The sequence below is a fragment of the Salifodinibacter halophilus genome (assembly GCA_012999515.1).
GTDB classification, from domain to species: Bacteria; Pseudomonadota; Gammaproteobacteria; order Nevskiales; family Salinisphaeraceae; genus Salifodinibacter; species Salifodinibacter halophilus.
Genome location: JABEEB010000862.1, coordinates 1 through 230, shown reverse-complemented (window position 1 = coordinate 230; position 230 = coordinate 1). Strand labels below are relative to the sequence as shown.

Genomic DNA, 230 nt, shown 5'->3' with positions numbered 1-230 from the left:
TGCAGCGGTTTACTTGCTCGAACGCGCGCGGAACGCGGCATAGGCCGCCCACGCCGCCAGCACGACGAAGCAGATCAGGCTCCAGGCCGGCATCGCCAGACCGAGGAAGGTCCAGTCGACGTTGGCGCATTCGCCCGAGCCGGTCATGACCTTGCGGATCACGCCGCCGATCGGCATCGCGCCCATCATGTAATCGAGACCGGGGCCGCAGGCCGGAACCTGGTCCGGCG

1 protein-coding gene is annotated in these 230 nt (G+C 68.3%); it reads right to left on the bottom strand.

The features are described 5' to 3' along the window. Window positions 1-9 precede the first annotated feature (9 nt). A partial coding sequence (locus HKX41_14005) for a disulfide bond formation protein B (protein NNC25247.1) occupies window positions 10-230 on the bottom strand: 221 nt, incomplete at its 5' end.